A 14,278-nucleotide genomic window follows, 5' to 3' on the forward strand; every position below is an offset into this window, starting at 1 on the left:
AATCGCCTCAGTCGCTTGCTTGTCCCCGCCATGCCATCTTGCCCCTCGCCTTGGATGGGCCACTTGGTTGCAGGGTTGCTTGACCGCGTCAATTGCTGGCTCCTTATGGCTTGGGGCTGCTTGCCGGGGGCTGAACGCCGCTGGCAGGAGGCTGAAAGGTTCCGGGCGGCAGGCTGCGGAAGGCGCCCGGCGGCGGCTGCGGGTTCATCGAGCTGATCAGGCTGTAGAACGGCGCGTGGATGTTGACGTTGAACTTGATCGGTACCCGCGCGACCTGCCGGGTGATGAAGTTCTGCTTGGCGTCCTTGCCCTGCTTGATCCCGGTGAACTCCACCCGCGTCACGACATCGCCGGCCAGATTGCCGTCCATGCCGATGGTCATCTTCGAGTAATCGAGCGACTTCAGCGCGTCGAAGGCGAAGTTCGCCATCGCGGACAAGTCCTTGTACGACAGCGCGCCGACATAGGAGACCGTGCCGCCGGGCGCGCGGGAGACCAGTTCGCCGCCGGTGATGCGCCCGCCGTTGGCGTCGAATTCAAGCGGCAGATGCCCGTCGAACACGCCGGTGGCGGAAAGGTTGGCGAGTTCCATCCGCTCGAGGAACTTGCCCGCATCGATCCCGTCCATCTCGATGCGGAACCGGCGCGGCTCGTTGACAGTAAGCCGCAGATCGCCGGGTGCCAGCCGCAGCGTGCCGCCGAGGAACGGCCAGAGCCCGCTGTTGATGCGCACCACCTGCTCGGGCAGCAGTTCGATATCCATTGTTCCATCGGTCACTTCGATGCCGGGATTGGCCGAGGCCACGTGCAGGATCTGGTGCGGCGCGGTCACCATGCCGATGAGATCGGTGAACTGGAGCGTGCCGGAAAGGCCTTTGACCGGGCCGAACGCGGCCGAGAAATCGAAGTCTGCGGTGCTGAAGCTGCCGGAACTGGTCACCTTCTCGGCGGTCCAGTCGACCACGCCCTTGCCGTGCACGGTGCCATCCGCATCGGCAATCACACCGCGGAACTGCGGCGCCAGATCGCGCAGTTGCAACCCGCCGACCTTGCCGGGCACGATCTTGCCCTCATCGAAGACGAGGCCATCGACCGTCAGATCGGCATGTCCGCGCGCGGTGCCGAGATCATGCCGTACCGCTATGCGCAAAACCTCGCGCTGCGAATCCGGTTCGCGCAGCAAGGCATTGGCAAGGATGCGGTTGTCCTTGAGCGAGAGGGCGCCGCCCTCCCCCGCCAGCGTCTTGAACCGCGCGGGCTGGAAGCGGTCCGAAGCGGCAAAGCGCACGCCGCTCAGGGTCAGCACGCCATCGGCAAAGCGCCAGTCCCCGGCGGCATCGGCCATGTCGATCGGCACGGCGGCAAGCCTTGCGTCCACCCCGTCGAACGTGCCGGCGAAGCCCTTGCCGAGCTGCGCGACGAGGTTGGTCAGCTTCAGCCGGGTCGCCGTGTCCGCCGAACCGAGCACCACAGTGGCGTCGCGCACTGTGAGCGTACCGGGCCACGCGAGGCCGACCGGACCGCTGTTCAGCACCAGCGGCGTCTCGCCCAGCCGCCCGCTGAGCGCGAGCGCATTGATGCCGAGTGCCGCCGAAACACCGCGCGGACCGCTCTGCACGATGGCGCGTCCGCCCGCCGGGCAGACCGTCAGTTGCCGCTTGTCGAACGTGACGGCGCCCAGTTGCAGGCTGGTGAACGAAGGCGTCATGCAGCGCTGCCACAGCGCGAGATCGCCGCGCGGACTGACTGTGCCCGCGATGGGGAGGCTGAGCCCCTGCACCGCCCCGCTCGGGATCGCGCCCGAAGCCAGCGCCGTCCCGCTGAAGCTCAGCGAGCCGCCGCGCTCCTGCGTGATTTCCAGCAGCGGCAGCGCCAGCATGTTGCCACCGGCGCGGTACTCCGCCATGCGCAGCTTGAGCGCCGGGCGGCCGCCCGCACCCGGCTCCATGCGCCCGGTGATCGGCGGCAGCCCTTCGCCCGCCATCACGAAATTGCCGGTCAGCGTGGGCAACTTGGCCGGCTCCGACGCGACCTGCAGGCGCGAGACCGACAGCAGCGCCGCACCGCTGCCGCCGCGCAGGGCTGCGCTGGGGGCGACAAGGCTCCACCGCGCGCCGTCATGCCGCAGCACGACATCGCCCGCGAGCTGGCTGCCACGTTCCTCGCGGGTCAGCGCGCCGCGGATCTTCGCGAGAAGCGGCGCGGCAAGCGTCGCTTCCGCTGCGGTCTGCGCACCGGCGAGCGCCTCTTCCGTCGCGGCGCCCCGGGCCAGATCGCGACCGGAGACGGCACCCCGGAAGACGAGGTTCTGCCCGCCCGACTTCATGTCGAGATCGCCATCGACACCCAGCGTGCCGGCGGTCAGTCCTGCGGTGCGCAGGCCCTTCACTTCGCTCAGCACATGGCCGCGCAGCATGCCGAGCCTGAACGCCAGCTCGCCGCCCAGCATGAGGTGCGCGGCCGATAAACCCGGCGCGGTCAGCGTGCCGGTGTTGAGTTTGCCCTTGATCGTCGCGCCGCCGAGATCCTTGTCACCCGTCACATCGAGCGCGAGTGTCGATGGCCCGGTTGCGAACTGTTTCCCGCAATCGAGGCCTGCCAGCCGCACTGGCCCGGCAAAGCGCGGCTTGCCATCTGAAACCGAGACCTGCCCGAAAGCACTCAGTTTCTCGCCGCTGCAGCCGGCTGCCGCAACGCCGGGCATCACCGCCGCGAGCGTACCCTTGAAGCCGCCCGCCAGACTGCCGGCGCCGTCCGCTTTCGCGGCCAGCCGACCAAAGTCGGTCTCCAGCAAGGCGCGACCGTCGATCACCCGCAGATCGAGATCGGGCAGTCCCGGCGCGGTTCCTGCCGGCGCATTGGGGAGCAGCACCTTGTCGAGCGCGCCAAAGCTCAGATGGCCTTGGCGGTATGCGCCATAAAGCCTTGGCTGCTCGAGAATGATCTGGCCAATGCGCGGACCGGTAAGGCCATAGGCCATGCGCACTTCGGCGCGGGCGATGGTGAGATCGGGATGGGCCGGATCGCCGATCACGATGTCGCGCAGCACCTGCCGGTCCGCGCCGATGCCTTCGATAGTGTAGCGCCCATGCAGGTTCAGTTGCGCCAGTTGGCGGTCAATCAGACCGCCCGCGATCTGCTCGCGCGCCGACCACAGGCCAATCGCGAGGGCAGCCAGCGCTCCGGCTGAAACCAGCGCGATCCGGCGGCGCTTGCGGCCGCGCGGGGCATCCGGCAGGCCTCCCGCCGATTCGTTCAGAGGCTCGGTCTCGTCCGCCATTGCCCGCCTTGTCGCCCAGCAGGCGGGCCGACGCAATGCACGGACTCGCAAAGCATGGTGGCGGGTTCAGCCGAGCAGCAAGAGCACGAGGACGCCGAGCACGGCGCCGATCTTCTGCTTGTCGGTCAGGCCCTCGCCATAACCGAATACGCCGATCAAAGTCGCGCCGACCGCGACGCCGACCGCGAACAGCAGGCCCGCCCGGGCCAGCCCGACCCCGCTTGTCCGCAGCATGAATTGCCAGGTCAGGTTACCGGCAACAACGAACGAAGCCGCAAGAGCCATCCGCCAACTGCCGCCATGAAGCGAAAATTCCTTGGATATCACGTCGGCTATCAGATCGAGCGTGACCACTGCGGCCAGAAACGGCACCCACACCGGGATAGCGGCGACCGGCGCAAGCGCCGTGGTCGCCGCCTCCGGAGCTGCAGTGTCAGGCCGCCTCCATGGCGAACCGGCCGCCCTGCATCGGTGCAACGCGCGCCGCCGCGAAGGCTTCACCCGCGCTCCACAGCGCTGCGCCGAGCAGGGTCAGGTCCTTGAGCAGGAAGCCCGCGTCGCTCGACTGCGGATCGAGACCGGGGGTGGTGAACAGGAAGCTCAGCGTGGTGACCAGCGCACCCGCCATGCCGAGGCTGCCGAGCGCCGAAATGCGCGGAGCAAAGCTGCGGGTCGCGACCATCAGGCCCAGCGCGATCTCGATCACGCCGATGAAGTTCGAAGCGCCCTGCTCGCCGAGCGTCGGGCCGGCCCAGAACAGCAACGGCGAATGCGCCATCAGCGGGGCAATCCCGGCGGCTTCGTGCGGGGTGAACTTATAGAGCCCGAACGCGAGGAAAAAGAACACGAGGCTGTAGCGCAGGATACCGGCGCCGGTCTTGCCGAGGCGGGCCTCGAAGGTGGGGGACAGGAACATGGGTACTCTCCTCAGGTCATCATGCCGAGGAGCGGGATGCCCGTCGGCGCACTTTGTGTGCGCCAATCATATAAATCGATTCGCACTTGAAGTCTATGCGTGAAGCATATAACTGGCGGGAATGAGTTCCATGCGTGACACCAATCTCGTCGGCGCGCTCGCCGTGGCCATCGGCGATGCAATCACCCGCGCGGCTGAAGCTGCTGCGCCCGAGCCGGGCCCGGCGGCGGCTGCCTTGAAGCTGATCGCGCATCTGCCGGGCATGAGCATCGATGCGCTGCGCATCGGCGTCGGCCTCTCGCACCCCGGCGCGGTGCGGTTGGTGGACCGGCTGGCGGCGCGTGGACTGGTCGAGCGCCGCGCCAGCGCGGAGGATGGCCGACGCGTTGCGCTTCACCTGACGGCGCAGGGCGAAACCGCCGCTGCAGCCATCGCGCAAGGCCGACACGAGGCCATCGCGCAGGCGCTTGCCGCTTTGCCTGATGCGGAGCGGGAGGCTTTCATCGGCACCACGGAAAAGCTGCTCGCCGCGCTGGTCGCGGGTCCGGACGACGCGCTGCGCGTTTGCCGCCTCTGCGACGAGAACGTCTGCACGCGCTGCCCGGTCGATATCTGCCTCGGCGGGACGGGCGACTGAGCCAAATCGGTCGATTTGGCGCGCTTGCGCCCTGCACCCGGCGCGGGCAATGTCCGGCGCGACCATGGACGAACCGCCCAGCCTTTTCCCGCAGCCTAGCCGCGAAAAGTCGGAGAAGGACCGCGTGCGCGAGGCGGGCCTCGATCCCTCCGGCCACCGCGCCCGGCTCAGGAAACGGCTGCTCGATGGCGGCGACGATGCGCTCGGCGATCACGAAGTCATCGAATATCTGCTGATGACGGCCATCCCCCGGCAGGATGTGAAGCCGCATGCCCGCATGCTGCTCCAGCGCTTCGGCAGTCTCGCAGGTGTCCTGAACGCAGATGCGCAAACGCTGATGGGAGTGCCCGGCATCAAGGATGCCGCCGCCGCCGCGCTCAAGATTGTCGGGGTATCCGCCCGCCGGCTCGCCCGCCAGACTGTCCGCGAGGAGCCGGTGCTCTCGAGCTGGCAGGCGCTGCTCGACTATCTCCACATCGACATGGCCCACCTCAACCACGAGCGGGTGCGCGTGCTCTATCTCAACACGCAGAACCGCCTGATCCTCGACCAGATCGTCAGCGACGGCACGCTCGACGAATCGGCGATCTACACGCGCGAGATCATCGCCAAGGCCATGGCGATCGGCGCCGCCGCGCTGATCCTCGTCCACAACCACCCCTCCGGCAGCCCGGAGCCCAGCCGCGCGGATATCCAGATCACTCAGAAGATCATCGAAGCCGGGCGACTGCTGGGCATTACGGTCCACGATCACGTGATCATCGGGCGGCAGGGCCATGTCAGCCTGAAGGCGAAGGGCCTGATCTGATGTGCGTCGCCGCTGCCGCCTTCCGTGCGCATCCGCGCTGGCGCCTTGTCGTGATCGGCAATCGCGACGAGTTTCACGAACGCCCGACCGCGCCGCTTGCGCGCTGGCCGAATGGTGCGATCGCCGGACGTGACTTGCAGGCGGGCGGAACGTGGCTGGGGGTCAACGCGGCGGGCCGTTTCGCCCTCGTCACCAACTTGCGCGTCGAAGGCTATCCAAGGCCCGAGCTTGCCTCGCGCGGGGCGTTGGTAACCGATTGGCTGGCCGGGCACGATCCCGCCGCACCGGAAACGATGAACCCGTTCAATCTGTTCATGGCCGATGCCGGGAACGCGTGGCATCTCACCAACCACCCGGACGTGCACCGCCTCCCCCTCGCGCCTGGCATCCACGGCCTCTCCAACGGCGCGCATGACGCGCCATGGGCCAAGACACGCGCACTGGAGGCCGCGCTTGGCGCCTGGCTTGCTGCGGGTAAGGACGATCCGGCCCCCCTCTTCGCCGCGCTGGCCGACCGCACCGAGCTTCCCGGCACCGGACCGGAACCGCGTTTCTCCCCCGTCTTCATCTGCAATCCGGTCTACGGCACGCGCTGCTCGACCGTGCTGCTGATCGCCTCGGACGGCACCGCACGGATCATCGAGCGCCGCTTCGCTGCGGAAGGCGAACCAGCGGGCGAGACCGCAATCGCCTTCAAGGCCTGACCCGCGCCCTCTTGCCTTCCCGCCCCCCTCCCCCTAGCGGCTCTGCCCACGCATTTGCTTGAGGAGTCGCCGATGGTCCCCCGTTACGCCCGCCCCGCGATGACCGCGATCTGGGAGCCGGAAGCGCGCTATCGCATCTGGTTCGAGATCGAGGCCCACGCGACCGAGAAGCTGGGCGAACTTGGCGTCGTGCCCCCATCTGCCGCCAAGGCTCTGTGGGACTGGTGGGCGACGGGTCCAAAGATCGACGTTGCCGCGATCGACGCCATCGAGGCTGTCACCAAGCACGACGTCATCGCCTTCCTCGACTGGGTGGCGAAGGAAGTCGGCCCCGAAGCGCGCTTCATGCACCAGGGCATGACGAGCTCCGACGTGCTCGACACCACGCTGGGCGTGCAGCTGACGCAGGCCGCCGACATCCTGATCGCCGACCTCGACGCGCTGCTGGAGGCGATCAAGCGCCGCGCGATAGAGCACAAGTACACCCCCACGATCGGCCGCAGCCACGGCATTCACGCCGAGCCGACCACCTTCGGCCTCAAGCTGGCGCAGGCCTATGCCGAGTTCGCCCGTTGCCGTGCGCGGCTTGTCTCCGCCCGCGCCGAAGTCGCCACCTGCGCCATTTCGGGCGCAGTCGGCACGTTCGCCAATATCGACCCGGCAGTCGAAGCCCATGTCGCCGAGAAGCTGGGCCTCGCGGTCGAGCCCGTCTCCACGCAGGTCATCCCGCGCGACCGGCATGCGATGTTCTTCGCGGTCCTCGGCGTGATCGCCAGCAGCATTGAACGCCTCGCGACCGAAGTGCGCCACCTGCAGCGGACGGAAGTGCTGGAAGCCGAGGAGTACTTCTCGCCCGGCCAGAAGGGCTCCTCGGCCATGCCGCACAAGCGCAACCCGGTGCTTACGGAAAACCTCACCGGCCTCGCCCGCGTCGTGCGCTCCGCCGTTACGCCTGCGCTGGAGAACGTGGCGCTGTGGCACGAGCGCGATATCTCGCACTCCTCGGTCGAGCGCTACATCGGCCCGGACGCCACGATCACGCTCGATTTCGCGCTCGCGCGCCTCACCGGCGTGATCGACAAGCTGCTCGTGTACCCTGAGCGCATGCAGAAGAACCTCGACCGCATGGGCGGCCTCGTCCACTCGCAGCGTGTGCTGCTGGCGCTGACGCAGGCGGGGCTGACGCGCGACGATTCCTACCGGCTCGTCCAGCGCAATGCGATGCAGGTGTGGCAATCGGATGGCCAGCTCTCGCTGCTCGAACTGCTCAAGGCCGATCCCGAAGTGAGCGCGGTGATGAGCGCGCAGGAGCTCGAGGACAAGTTCAACCTCGATTACCACTTCAAGGCTGTCGACACGATCTTTGCGCGGGTTTTCGGGGAATAACGCGGGACTCGCCTTGCGCGCCAAAGCGGATTAGCTTGGGCGCCAAGAACGGGAGGGACCTCGCATGAAATCGCTGCGCTCGATCCTGTGGCTGGTGATCGTGGCCGCGCTCGCCGCGTTTTCGGCGGCGAACTGGCAGCCGGTCGAACTCGTCGTGTGGCAGGGCCTCGTGCTCGATACCAAGCTGCCTGCGCTGGTGATCGCCGCGTTTCTCCTTGGCCTCGTACCGATGTGGCTGGTCCACCGCACCATGCGCTGGCGCCTGCAGCGCCGCATCAACAACCTCGAAACCACGCTGGCGGGCAGCGCCTCGCTCACCTCAACCAGCCTTGAAGCCCGGAAAGCAAGCGAAGCATCATGAGCAACCCCGTCTATCTCGCGCTCGATCTGCCCCGCCTCGATGCCGGGCTCGCGCTGGTTCAGAAGGTCAAGGGCCATATCGGCGGGGTGAAGCTCGGCCTCGAATTCTTCTGCGCGCATGGCCACCACGGCGTGCATGAAGTCGCCAAGCTGGGCCTGCCGATCTTCCTCGACTTGAAGCTGCACGACATTCCCAACACCGTCGCCGCCGCGATGCAGTCGATCCACGTGCTGGAGCCCGCCATCGTCACCATCCACGCCAGCGGCGGCCGCGCGATGATGGAAGACGCCAAGGCCGCCGCAGGCGAACATTGCAAGGTCGTCGCCGTCACGGTGCTCACCAGCCTCGATGATGACGACCTGACCGCCGTCGGTGTTTCCGCCAATGCCCACGATCAGGCCCTGCGGCTTGCCGATCTCGCGCAGGAAGCCGGGCTCGACGGCATCGTCTGCTCGGGCCACGAAGTCGGCGCGATCCACAAGCGCTGGAAGAACGGCTTCTTCGTCGTCCCCGGTCTGCGCCCCGATACGGGCCACACGGCGGACCAGAAGCGCATCGTCACCCCCGCCGCCGCGCGCCGCGATGGTGCCAGTGTCCTCGTCATCGGCCGCCCGATCAGCCGCGCCGATGATCCGGTCGCCGCCGCGCGCGCCATCGAAGCCACGCTCTGAGCCCTGCCGCCATGCGTACCTGGAGACTGGCCGCGCTCAGCGATCTTCCCGCCTTTCGCGCCTTGATCGAGCGCGCCTATCGCGGCGACACCGCCCGCAAGGGCTGGACGCATGAAGCCGACCTCTTCGACGATGATCGTACCAGCGACGCGGAATTGACCGAGGCGCTCACCGATCCCGCGCGACGCGTGCTGCTTACCGAACAGGAGGGCACGCTCGTCGGCACAGTCACGATCACCGACCGCAGCGAAGGCCTTGCCTATCTCGGCATGCTCTGCGTCGATCCGGCAATCCAGGCCGGTGGTCTTGGCCGCTGGCTGATCGGCGAGGCAGAGGCGCTCGCGATGCGCGAGTTCGGCGCGAACACCATGGAAATGACCGTGATCGGCCGGCGCGAGGACCTGATCGCCTACTATGAGCGGCGCGGTTATGCCCGCACCGGCGAAGCGAGGCCCTTCCCTTATGGTGATCCCACGCGGTTTGCGATGATCGTGCTGGCCCGCAGCTTGGTTCGGCCCATCGCCTGAAGCACTCCTGTCATCGCGGTTCAGCCCTGCGAAAGCCGCCACCCCCCACATGCGGGATAGATTTTCAAGGGGACCAACCGATGACCACTGCCTCCACCTCGCTGCTGATGGCCGCCGCGCTTGCTGCCGCTGGCGCCGCAACGCCTGCGATGGCGCAGGCCGTCTCGCCCGGCCCGGTCGTCGCCCCCGGCAACGCGGTTCTCACGGTCAGCGCCGATGGCCGCTCCACCCGCACCCCCGATCTTGCCGTGTTCAGCGCCGGCGTCACCACGCAGGCCAAGACCGCATCCGCTGCCCTCTCGCAGAATGCCGAGCAGATGAATGCCGTCATCGCCGCGCTCAAGGCCTCGGGCATCGCCGAGCGCGATATACAGACCAGCAACCTCTCGGTGAACCCGGTCTACGGCCAGCCGCGCGCTGATGCGAACGGCAACGTCAGCGGTGATCCCGTCATCATCGGCTATCAGGCAACCAACCAGGTCGAGGTGAAGCAGCGCAAGATCGGCAATTACGGCAAGACCATCGATACGCTGGTTTCTGCCGGTGCCAATCAGGTGAGCGGCCCCTCGTTCCAGCTCGACAATCCCGATGCCGCCAGCGACGAAGCCCGCATCGAGGCGATGAAGAAAGCCCGCGCGCGGGCCGAGCTCTATGCCAAGGCGGCGGGGCTGACGGTCAAGCGCATCCTCACCATCAGCGAAAGCGGCGGCTATGCCCCGCAGCCGATGGTGATGTACGCCCGCGCCGAAGCGATGATGGCCAAGGCCGCACCGAGCCCGGTTGCGGCCGGCGAGGTGCAGGTGGGCGCAAATGTCACGGTGACGTTCGAGCTGGGGCAGTAAGCTAAACCCACCCCCGACCCCTCCCGCAAGCGGGAGGGGAGCCGGACAGCGCTTGATCGCCCCTCCCGCCCCGCAGGAGGGGTCGGGGGTGGGCACGCCGGCACCCACAGCCATTTGACCGCCAGACGCGCTCGCCCTATCCGAACCCCATGCCCGCCCCCCACATCAAGATCTGCGGCCTGACCACCCCCACCGCCGTCGATGCCGCCATTGCCGCACGCGCCGACTACATCGGCCTCGTCTCCTTCCCGCGTTCCCCGCGCCACCTCGCCCCCGCCGATGCCGCCGCGCTCGCCGCCCGCGCTGCAGGACGTGCCAAGGTGGTCGGCCTTTTCGTAGACCCGACCGACGGCCTGCTCGCCGAACTCGTCGCTGCCGCCCGTCTCGATGTGATCCAGCTCCACGGCGAGGAAGACCCGGCGCGCGTCGCCGCCGTGGGCAAGGCATTCGGCCTCCCCGTCTGGAAAGCCCTCCCCGTCGCGGCCAAGGCCGATGTCGAGCGTGCGCAGGCTTTCACCGGCGCCGCCGATCTCGTGCTGTTCGATGCCAAGCCCCCCAAGGGCGCCGCGATGCCCGGCGGCCTTGGCCTCGTGTTCGACTGGACGCTGCTTGCCGCGCACAAGGGCCCGCTGCCGTGGGGGCTTGCTGGCGGACTCTCTCCCGCCAATGTCGCCGAAGCCATTCGCGCAACCAAGGCTCCGCTGGTCGATGTTTCGTCGGGCGTCGAAAGCGCACCGGGGGTGAAAGACGTGGCCCTGATCCGCGCCTTCTGCGAAGCGGCGCGCTGCGCTACCCTTTAGCCCACGAATCTGGACAAGCGCGCGCCCCTCTGCCAAGCGAGGCGCCATGAACGCGCCCATCCCCAACAGCTTCCGCAACCAGCCCGACGCACAGGGCCATTTCGGCCAGTTCGGCGGTCGCTACGTCGCCGAAACGCTGATGCCGCTGATCCTCGATCTGGAAGCGGAATACCGCAAGGCCAAGGCCGATCCCGCCTTCCATGCCGAGTTCGACGACCTCCTCGAGCACTATGTCGGCCGCCCCAGCCCGCTCTATTTCGCGCCCCGGCTGACGGAAGAGCTTGGCGGCGCGCAAGTCTGGTTCAAGCGCGACGAACTCAATCACACCGGCGCGCACAAGATCAACAATTGCATCGGCCAGATCCTGCTCGCCATCCGCATGGGCAAGACGCGGATCATCGCGGAAACCGGCGCGGGCCAGCACGGCGTCGCCACCGCCACCGTCTGCGCGCGCTTCGGCCTGCCCTGCACGATCTTCATGGGCGCGACCGACGTTGCCCGCCAGCAGCCCAACGTGTTCCGCATGAAGCTGCTGGGCGCCGAAGTCGTCCCCGTCACTGCTGGTGCCGCCACGCTCAAGGACGCGATGAACGAGGCGCTGCGCGACTGGGTCGCGAACGTCCACAACACCTTCTACATCATCGGCACCGCCGCCGGCCCGCACCCCTATCCGGAGCTCGTCCGCGATTTCCAGAGCGTGATCGGCAAGGAAGCCCGCGCCCAGATGCTCTCCCGCGTCGGCCGTCTCCCCGATCTCCTCGTCGCGGCCATCGGCGGCGGCAGCAATGCCATCGGCCTGTTCCACCCCTTCCTCGATGATCCCAGCGTCAAAATGATGGGCGTCGAAGCCGCAGGCCACGGGCTCGACCAGCTCCATGCGGCCAGCCTCGCGGGCGGCCGCCCCGGCGTGCTCCACGGCAACAAGACCTACCTGCTGCAGGACGAGGACGGCCAGATCCTCGAAGGCCACTCGATCTCGGCGGGCCTCGATTATCCAGGCATCGGCCCCGAACACGCCTGGCTCAAGGAAACCGGCCGCGTCCAGTATACCTCGGTGACCGACACCGAAGCACTCGACGGCTTCCAGCTGCTCTGCCGCACCGAAGGCATCATCCCCGCGCTCGAACCCGCCCACGCCATCGCCGCGGTGAAGAAGATCGCGCCGACCATGGACAAGGACGCGATCATCCTCGCCAACCTGTGCGGACGCGGCGACAAGGACATCTTCTCGGTCGCGGAGCATCTGGGGGTGAAGCTGTGAAGCCCTTCGCCGCCACAGATTTCGTGGGTGAACGTGCGTGGGCCAGCCAGTTGCTCAGCGATTTCGGCGACGTGACCGTGCGGCTCCACTGGACCGATCAGCCCTATCGCTGGCACCGCAATACCGGTCCGGAAGTCTTCGTCGTCCTCGACGGTGAAGTGGACATGCATTACCGCGATGCGGCAGGCGAACACATTGTCCGGCTCGCTGCAGGCCAGGGTGTGAGCGTGGAATCCGGGGACGAGCATGTTGCGCACCCCATCGGGGACGCGCGCATACTCGTGGTCGAACGCAAGGACTCTGAATGACCCGCCTCGCCCCAAATCGGCTTTCCGCCGCCTTCGCCAAGGGCCACCCCGCCCTCGTCTGCTTCGTCACCGCCGGTGATCCGACGCCGGCCGCCACGCCCGCGATCCTCGACGCGCTCGTCGAAGGCGGCGCAGATGTGATCGAGCTTGGCATGCCCTTCACCGATCCGATGGCCGATGGCCCGGCGATCCAGCGCGCCAATCTGCGCAGCCTCGCCGCCGGCACCAAGACTGCCGATATCCTGCAGATGGCCACCGATTTCCGCGCGCGCCACCCCGATGTGCCGCTGGTCCTCATGGGCTATGCCAACCCGATGATCACGCGCGGGCCGGAATGGTTCGCCGCCGAGGCCGCCAAGGCCGGGGTCGACGGGGTCATCTGCGTCGATATCCCGCCCGAGGAAGATAGCGAACTCGGCCCGAACCTGCGCGCCCACGGCATCTCGCCGATCCGCCTCGCCACGCCGACCACCGACGCCGCGCGGCTTCCTGCCGTGCTCGAAGGCTCTTCGGGCTTTCTCTACTACGTCTCGGTCGCGGGCATCACCGGCATGCAGCAGGCCGCGCTCGCCTCGATCGAGGAAGCCGTCACCCGCATCAAGCAGACGGCTGAGATCCCCGTCGCTGTCGGCTTCGGCGTGCGCACGCCCGAACAGGCCGGTCCCATCGCCGAGGTAGCGGACGGCGTTGTCGTCGGCTCGGCGCTGATCGACCTCATCGCCGAGCACGGCGAGAACGCGGCCGGACCTGTACGCGATCTTGTTTCCGCGCTAGCCAAGGCCGTCCATACGGCACGAAAGGTAGAAGCATGAGCTGGCTGACCCGCGTCCGCAATTCGCTGCCCTTCGCGCCCAAGCGCGACACGCCGGACAACCTCTGGATCAAGTGCCCTTCGTGCAGCGAAATGCTGTTCACCAAGGAGTACGAGGAAAACCTTTCGGTCTGCCCGCGCTGCGATCACCACGGCCGCATCGGCGCCGAGACGCGCCTCGCGCAGCTGCTCGACGCTGGCTTTGAAATTCTGCCCGCGCCCAAGGTGCGCGAAGACCCGCTCAAGTTCCGCGACACCAAGCGCTATACCGACCGCCTCAAGGCCGCGCGCGCGTCCAATCCGCAGCCTGATGCGCTGACCGCCGCTGTCGGCAAGATCGATGGCCACAAGGCCGTCGTCGGCGTGCAGGATTTCGGCTTCATGGGCGGCTCGATGGGCATGGCCGTGGGCGATGCCTTCATCGCCGCGACGGAAGCCGCCATCGCCAACAAGTGCCCCTTCGTGGCCGTGACGGCGGCCGGCGGCGCGCGCATGCAGGAAGGCATCCTCAGCCTGATGCAGATGCCGCGCACCACCGTCGCGATCAACCGCATGCGCGCCGCGGGCCTCCCGTACATCGTCGTTCTCACCGATCCCACCACCGGCGGCGTCACCGCGAGCTACGCCATGCTGGGTGACATCCAGATCGCCGAACCCGGCGCGCTCATCGGCTTTGCCGGCCAGCGCGTGATCCAGGACACGATCCGCGAAAAGCTCCCCGAAGGCTTCCAGCGCGCCGAATACCTCCACGCGCACGGCATGATCGACATGGTGGTCAGCCGCCATATGCTGAAGGCCACCCTCGCCCGCACCATCGGCTATCTGATGGCCGCGCAGGCGGCTTGACCCCTCCGACCCGCTGGCGCGGGCCACCTCCCCATTTGTGCTTCGCAAAAATGGGGAGGACCTAAAACAGACAGACTTTTCTTCGCCCTCCCCATTTTCCCCTGAGCTTGTCGAAGGGGC

The 14,278-nt window shown here is 67.6% G+C and carries 16 protein-coding genes; 13 read left to right on the plus strand and 3 right to left on the minus strand.

The window, feature by feature from the left end; genetic code table 11:
* Window positions 1-103: 103 nt before the first annotated feature.
* From NDB2M1_RS00575 to NDB2M1_RS00585, 3 genes are all read right to left on the minus strand, one after another.
* Window positions 104-3,280, minus strand: a complete 3,177-nt coding sequence (locus NDB2M1_RS00575; protein ID WP_072378645.1) for an intermembrane phospholipid transport protein YdbH family protein — start codon at window positions 3,278-3,280, stop codon at window positions 104-106.
* Between the two features lie 66 nt (window positions 3,281-3,346).
* Complete coding sequence (locus tag NDB2M1_RS00580) at window positions 3,347-3,652, minus strand: hypothetical protein (RefSeq protein WP_143146569.1); 306 nt, start codon at window positions 3,650-3,652, stop codon at window positions 3,347-3,349.
* Window positions 3,653-3,713: 61 nt separating this feature from the next.
* Window positions 3,714-4,196, minus strand: coding sequence for a DUF417 family protein (locus tag NDB2M1_RS00585; protein WP_072378649.1), 483 nt, complete (start codon window positions 4,194-4,196; stop codon window positions 3,714-3,716).
* Between the two features lie 130 nt (window positions 4,197-4,326).
* Here NDB2M1_RS00585 and NDB2M1_RS00590 point away from each other — a divergent pair, with 130 nt between their 5' ends.
* From NDB2M1_RS00590 to accD, 13 genes are all read left to right on the plus strand, one after another.
* The gene (locus tag NDB2M1_RS00590; RefSeq protein WP_072378651.1) at window positions 4,327-4,833 is read left to right on the plus strand and encodes a MarR family winged helix-turn-helix transcriptional regulator; all 507 of its coding nucleotides are present in this window, start codon (window positions 4,327-4,329) and stop codon (window positions 4,831-4,833) included.
* 64 nt (window positions 4,834-4,897) lie between these two features.
* Entirely contained in the window at window positions 4,898-5,641 is a 744-nt protein-coding gene (radC, locus tag NDB2M1_RS00595) for a RadC family protein (RefSeq protein WP_072379966.1), read from the plus strand.
* On the plus strand, window positions 5,641-6,345 hold the full coding sequence (locus tag NDB2M1_RS00600) for an NRDE family protein (RefSeq protein ID WP_072378653.1): 705 nt from the start codon (window positions 5,641-5,643) through the stop codon (window positions 6,343-6,345). The genes radC and NDB2M1_RS00600 overlap by 1 nt, the downstream gene beginning before the upstream one ends.
* 72 nt (window positions 6,346-6,417) lie before the next feature.
* Entirely contained in the window at window positions 6,418-7,731 is a 1,314-nt protein-coding gene (purB, locus tag NDB2M1_RS00605; RefSeq protein ID WP_072378655.1) for an adenylosuccinate lyase, read from the plus strand.
* 64 nt (window positions 7,732-7,795) lie between these two features.
* A complete protein-coding gene (locus tag NDB2M1_RS00610; protein ID WP_054120474.1) occupies window positions 7,796-8,092 on the plus strand; it encodes a DUF1049 domain-containing protein in 297 nt (98 codons plus the stop codon).
* Window positions 8,089-8,763, plus strand: coding sequence for an orotidine-5'-phosphate decarboxylase (gene pyrF, locus NDB2M1_RS00615; RefSeq protein WP_072378657.1), 675 nt, complete (start codon window positions 8,089-8,091; stop codon window positions 8,761-8,763). The genes NDB2M1_RS00610 and pyrF overlap by 4 nt, the downstream gene beginning before the upstream one ends.
* A gap of 11 nt (window positions 8,764-8,774) precedes the next feature.
* A complete protein-coding gene (locus NDB2M1_RS00620) occupies window positions 8,775-9,290 on the plus strand; it encodes a GNAT family N-acetyltransferase (protein WP_072378658.1) in 516 nt (171 codons plus the stop codon).
* Between the two features lie 80 nt (window positions 9,291-9,370).
* On the plus strand, window positions 9,371-10,132 hold the full coding sequence (locus tag NDB2M1_RS00625) for an SIMPL domain-containing protein (RefSeq protein WP_072378660.1): 762 nt from the start codon (window positions 9,371-9,373) through the stop codon (window positions 10,130-10,132).
* Between the two features lie 149 nt (window positions 10,133-10,281).
* Entirely contained in the window at window positions 10,282-10,932 is a 651-nt protein-coding gene (locus NDB2M1_RS00630) for a phosphoribosylanthranilate isomerase (RefSeq protein WP_072378662.1), read from the plus strand.
* Between the two features lie 46 nt (window positions 10,933-10,978).
* The gene (trpB, locus tag NDB2M1_RS00635) at window positions 10,979-12,193 is read left to right on the plus strand and encodes a tryptophan synthase subunit beta (protein WP_072378664.1); all 1,215 of its coding nucleotides are present in this window, start codon (window positions 10,979-10,981) and stop codon (window positions 12,191-12,193) included.
* Window positions 12,190-12,501, plus strand: coding sequence for a cupin domain-containing protein (locus tag NDB2M1_RS00640; RefSeq protein WP_072378666.1), 312 nt, complete (start codon window positions 12,190-12,192; stop codon window positions 12,499-12,501). The genes trpB and NDB2M1_RS00640 overlap by 4 nt, the downstream gene beginning before the upstream one ends.
* Window positions 12,498-13,313 carry a tryptophan synthase subunit alpha gene (trpA, locus tag NDB2M1_RS00645; protein WP_072378668.1) on the plus strand — a complete coding sequence of 272 codons (816 nt, stop codon included), beginning with the start codon at window positions 12,498-12,500 and terminating at the stop codon, window positions 13,311-13,313. The genes NDB2M1_RS00640 and trpA overlap by 4 nt, the downstream gene beginning before the upstream one ends.
* A complete protein-coding gene (accD, locus tag NDB2M1_RS00650; RefSeq protein WP_072378670.1) occupies window positions 13,310-14,158 on the plus strand; it encodes an acetyl-CoA carboxylase, carboxyltransferase subunit beta in 849 nt (282 codons plus the stop codon). Before trpA ends, accD begins: the two co-directional genes overlap by 4 nt.
* Window positions 14,159-14,278: the final 120 nt, after the last annotated feature.

The sequence above is a fragment of the Novosphingobium sp. NDB2Meth1 genome, assembly GCF_900117425.1.
Lineage (GTDB): Bacteria > Pseudomonadota > Alphaproteobacteria > Sphingomonadales > Sphingomonadaceae > Novosphingobium.

Coding starts and splice junctions, on each gene's coding strand:
- accD (WP_072378670.1), top strand. CDS start 13,310: ATGAGCTGGCTGACCCGCGTCCGCAATTCGCTGCCCTTCGCGCCCAAG.
- NDB2M1_RS00620 (WP_072378658.1), top strand. CDS start 8,775: ATGCGTACCTGGAGACTGGCCGCGCTCAGCGATCTTCCCGCCTTTCGC.
- NDB2M1_RS00585 (WP_072378649.1), bottom strand. CDS start 4,196: ATGTTCCTGTCCCCCACCTTCGAGGCCCGCCTCGGCAAGACCGGCGCC.
- NDB2M1_RS00590 (WP_072378651.1), top strand. CDS start 4,327: ATGCGTGACACCAATCTCGTCGGCGCGCTCGCCGTGGCCATCGGCGAT.
- NDB2M1_RS00575 (WP_072378645.1), bottom strand. CDS start 3,280: ATGGCGGACGAGACCGAGCCTCTGAACGAATCGGCGGGAGGCCTGCCG.
- purB (WP_072378655.1), top strand. CDS start 6,418: ATGGTCCCCCGTTACGCCCGCCCCGCGATGACCGCGATCTGGGAGCCG.
- trpA (WP_072378668.1), top strand. CDS start 12,498: ATGACCCGCCTCGCCCCAAATCGGCTTTCCGCCGCCTTCGCCAAGGGC.
- NDB2M1_RS00610 (WP_054120474.1), top strand. CDS start 7,796: ATGAAATCGCTGCGCTCGATCCTGTGGCTGGTGATCGTGGCCGCGCTC.
- NDB2M1_RS00630 (WP_072378662.1), top strand. CDS start 10,282: ATGCCCGCCCCCCACATCAAGATCTGCGGCCTGACCACCCCCACCGCC.
- trpB (WP_072378664.1), top strand. CDS start 10,979: ATGAACGCGCCCATCCCCAACAGCTTCCGCAACCAGCCCGACGCACAG.
- NDB2M1_RS00600 (WP_072378653.1), top strand. CDS start 5,641: ATGTGCGTCGCCGCTGCCGCCTTCCGTGCGCATCCGCGCTGGCGCCTT.
- NDB2M1_RS00625 (WP_072378660.1), top strand. CDS start 9,371: ATGACCACTGCCTCCACCTCGCTGCTGATGGCCGCCGCGCTTGCTGCC.
- radC (WP_072379966.1), top strand. CDS start 4,898: ATGGACGAACCGCCCAGCCTTTTCCCGCAGCCTAGCCGCGAAAAGTCG.
- pyrF (WP_072378657.1), top strand. CDS start 8,089: ATGAGCAACCCCGTCTATCTCGCGCTCGATCTGCCCCGCCTCGATGCC.